Source organism: Pseudorhizobium xiangyangii, assembly GCF_020531965.1.
Taxonomy (GTDB): Bacteria; Pseudomonadota; Alphaproteobacteria; order Rhizobiales; family Rhizobiaceae; genus Neorhizobium; species Neorhizobium xiangyangii.
In genome coordinates, this window is record NZ_JAJAWH010000067.1 from 1 (window position 1) to 3,872 (window position 3,872).

The following is a 3,872-nucleotide window of genomic DNA, read 5'->3' on the forward strand; positions in this document are numbered from 1 at the left end:
AGGAAAGATTTCAAACGTGAACAGAGAGAAGATTCGACTTGCCGCAATCGTGGCTATTCCGTTGATCACAACGCTGGTGGTCTGGATTGCCGTGACAGCACTTTGGCCGCACATCGCGAGCGGGCTTGTCGACCAGACACAGTATTGGTTTATGCGGTCCCGCCCCTTCCCACTCCTTGTCGTGCCATCACTAGCCTGCTTTGCCACTGTCGCCCTGATGCCATTGCATCTCCGCCGTCCTGTTGCTCTTAGCGGACTGCTGTCATTCCTCGCGGTCGCTTTGATCTATGGCATGGGTGAGTATTTCCGGCTGTCGCCCTATGTCTATGAACAGGGGATGAGCTGGAACCACGTCCTGCGCTCTGCCGATCTGTTCGTGGTCGCCGGATCGATTGTCGGTTTTGTCGCCTGTGGCTTTGCCGCCAGGCTGTCGGTCGTCACGGACGTCCCGGTGAAACGGGCCAGGATCGGTTCATTCGGTGATGCCGACTGGATGTCGATGAAGGATGCCGCAAAGCTGTTTCCCGATGATGGCGAAATCGTCGTTGGCGAACGCTACCGTGTCGATCGCGATCTGGTGAAGGATGTTCCCTTCGATCCGGCCGCACGCTCGACATGGGGTCGCGGCGGCAAGGAGCAATTGCTCACCTACAAATTCGATTTCGATTCAACCCACATGCTCTACTTTGCAGGATCGGGCGGATTTAAAACCACCAGCAATGTCATTCCCACTGCCTTGCGCTATCGCGGCCCGGTGATTTGTCTCGACCCGTCCACGGAAGTCGTACCGATGGTGGTCGCACATCGCGAGCGTGCGCTCGGCCGAAAGTGCTTTGTCCTCGATCCCAAGAACCCAACTGTTGGTTTCAACGTGCTCGACTGGATCGCCACATCGTCAAACAAGGAAGAGGACATCGTCAACTTTGCTCAATTGCTCCTGTCGGAAAGCTCCGGCGCGGAAACCTCGACCGGCAGCTACTTCCAGAACCAGGCGCACAACCTGCTGACCGGCCTGCTGGCCCATGTGCTGCTCTCCGATGAGTATGCCAATGCCCGTAACCTGAAATCTCTACGTCAGATCGTTTCGGAACCGGAGCCATCCGTGCTGGAGATGCTGCGCACCGTTCAGCAGGAATCCAGCTCGACATTCATTCGCGAAACGCTTGGCGTCTTCACCAATATGACCGAGCAGACGTTCTCCGGCGTCTATTCGACCGCCTCGAAAGACACCCAGTGGCTTTCCCTCGATGCCTATGCTGCCCTTACCTGTGGTGACAGCTTCACGTCGAGCGATATCGCCAAGGGAGAGTTCGACATCTTCCTCAATCTCCCTGCCTCTATCCTGCGCTCCTATCCCGGCATTGGCCGCGTCATCGTCGGCTCATTGCTAAATGCCATGATCCAGGCCGATGGCAAATTCGCCAAGCGCGCCCTGTTCATGCTCGATGAGGTGGATTTGCTCGGCTACATGCGCCTGCTTGAAGAGGCGCGCGACCGTGGTCGCAAATACGGCATCTCCCTCATGCTGATGTATCAATCGGTCGGTCAGATGGAGAAGCACTTCGGCCGCGAAGGCGCCAGATCGTGGATCGAGGGAAGTGCCTTTTCCTCCTATGCCGCCATCAAGAGCATGGAAACCGCAAGAGAAGTTTCCGCCAGCTGCGGGGAAATGACCGTGGAAGTTGCCGGCCAATCGAAGTCGGTCGGAATGTTTGGAGCGGGCGGCACGGCCAGGGCGACAGAGAGCCTTTCCTATCAGCGGCGGCCGCTGATCATGCCGCATGAGATTACCCAGACAATGCGCAAGGACGAACAGATCATCGTCGTCCAGGGCCACCCTCCGCTACGCTGCGGGCGCGCCGTCTATTTCCGCCGAAACGACATGGCTGCCCAAGCCCAGGCAAACCGTTTTGCACCAAAGGGGTCGTAAAGAAATTCTTTTATTCACACATCCGCAAAACCAGCCGGATGGCCCAACGATTGACATCGACACAGGCCCCAAGATGAACGTTGACGAACTTCAGGTCCGGCTCGACCGCCTGCCAATAATCACGATTGAAGCCATTCCGAACTATTACACATCGTGGACTGCACCGGAGCCGACCCACGAAGGTTGGATCTACGCGGCTGATGGCAGGCAAGTGGGTGCTGCCTCCTATGCCCAGTCACCGCTGGCCGACAGGGTCTACGTTTCTGATATCGAGATAGTCGCTGGCCGCCAACGTCAGGGATATGCAACTGCATTCCTGAGGTACCTTGCGCAGGTCTATGGCCAGCCAATTACCCCAATACACGAGCTTTTCCACGCCAGCAGCTTTTGGAATGCAGCTCGACGCTTGAAACCAGCCGGAGTTATCGTGACTGCCCAGATTTCGGTCAGCGACATGCCAAGGGAAGCTGAACGCTGGCAACATCTGACCGACGAGGCTTCGGATTTCTCATCAGCGCAATTCGGTTAGCAGATTCACGCCTACCGCTCCGGCCGCGTGCGCTCGGCACGGCCGCTGGAAACTGAAAATCAAAAGGACGTTGTATTGTTAATCCACCTCAAACCCACCTGCGCGTCAGCACACTTCGATCTCACGCTGCTCGATTTTACCTTTAACGGGCTCTTACTTCGTGAGGGCCGCGAGCTGGCGACACGGCGTCCCTCCCCGAACAGAACCCTTGCTGTGGCCTGCGCCAAACGGGAGCGCGGGCCAAAGGATGGTATTCTCATTGAAACCACCAGCCGCCTGCAAAACTTCACAACGGTAAGCCGGTGGCGGGCCGGTCCCCATATCGTGCACCACGAAATCGCATACACGGTGCTCGATACCGAACACGACGGTGCAAGCGACGACGTGGTTCTTTGGATGGCGTCAGAAGCATGGTCCGATCGATGGCCAGCCACGGTAGCCCGCAAGCCGCCAGTGGTCTTGCAGCCATGGCTCAAGATTCCCGATGATTTGGACGGCCCGCAAGAGGTTCGCCAAGAGTTCTCATTGCCCACGCTCGAACGCGACCGGATTATAAAAAATGCTGGATTCGGGTTGCCTGAGAAACGACGTCCGAGCCTGGCATTCGCTTTTCAGCTGCCATAGTGCTTGCCGCCAGGAAACACTATGGCAGGCGCTTCTGGCGAAGCGGACTTGATTGTTTCCCACAAGGCTTCGGCCTTCTCTTCGGCGCTCTTCGGGTTAGCGCGTTCAGGCCTGCGCCTGCTGCGCTCTCTGCGTTCGCTCCGGCCGCTTGCGCGCTGCTGCGCAGCACGGCGGCTGGAAAACTGAAAACAGAAAGGATGACGTATTGTTAATCCACCTTAAGCCAACCTGCGTTTCGGCACACTTCCAGCCGACGCTAATTGATTTTACTTTCTATGGTCTTGTCCTTCGCGGAGGCCAGGAGCTGGCAACACGACGGCCATATCCGAACAAGACACTTGCTGTAGCTTGCGCCAAGCAAGAGCGCGGGGCAAAGGACGGCATCTTCATTGAAACAGCGATCCGCCTGCAAAACTTCAAGACTGTCAGCCGATGGGCGATCGGTGCCCATATCGTGCGTCACGAAATCGCATACACAGTCCTCGATACTGAACATGATGGTGTAAGCGACGACGTGGCTCTTTGGATGGCACCACACGGATGGCCCAATCGCTGGCCAGAAACGGTTCCCTTCAGACCACCAGTGTTATTGGCGCCATGGCTCAAGATACCCGATGATATCGACGGTCCTAAAGAGATCCGTCAGGAGTTTTCTCTACCGACACTGGAACGAGACCGGATTTTGACCTTGGCGGGGCTTGGCTTACCCGAGAACCGCCGTCCCAACCTGGAATCGGCCTTTCAGCTTGCGTAACACACCGGAAATCACGCTTCTGGCGAAGCGGACTT

General features: G+C 57.0%; 4 protein-coding genes. All 4 read left to right on the forward strand.

Annotated elements, in window-relative coordinates; genetic code table 11:
• Positions 1–7 precede the first annotated feature (7 nt).
• The 4 genes from traG (at position 8) to LH464_RS24015 (ending at position 3,837) form a co-directional block, all read left to right on the forward strand.
• Positions 8–1,930: a Ti-type conjugative transfer system protein TraG gene (gene traG, locus LH464_RS24000; protein ID WP_226788923.1), complete on the forward strand. Its 1,923-nt coding sequence runs from the start codon at positions 8–10 to the stop codon at positions 1,928–1,930.
• A gap of 73 nt (positions 1,931–2,003) precedes the next feature.
• The gene (locus tag LH464_RS24005; protein WP_226788920.1) at positions 2,004–2,459 is read left to right on the forward strand and encodes a GNAT family N-acetyltransferase; all 456 of its coding nucleotides are present in this window, start codon (positions 2,004–2,006) and stop codon (positions 2,457–2,459) included.
• Positions 2,460–2,534: 75 nt separating this feature from the next.
• The gene (locus LH464_RS24010; protein ID WP_226788921.1) at positions 2,535–3,083 is read left to right on the forward strand and encodes a DUF6012 family protein; all 549 of its coding nucleotides are present in this window, start codon (positions 2,535–2,537) and stop codon (positions 3,081–3,083) included.
• A 205-nt stretch (positions 3,084–3,288) separates the two neighbouring features.
• Entirely contained in the window at positions 3,289–3,837 is a 549-nt protein-coding gene (locus tag LH464_RS24015) for a DUF6012 family protein (protein WP_226788922.1), read from the forward strand.
• Positions 3,838–3,872: the final 35 nt, after the last annotated feature.

Excerpts from the sequence above, each read along its gene's own strand:
- LH464_RS24005 (WP_226788920.1), top strand. The coding sequence starts at position 2,004 with ATGAACGTTGACGAACTTCAGGTCCGGCTCGACCGCCTGCCAATAATC.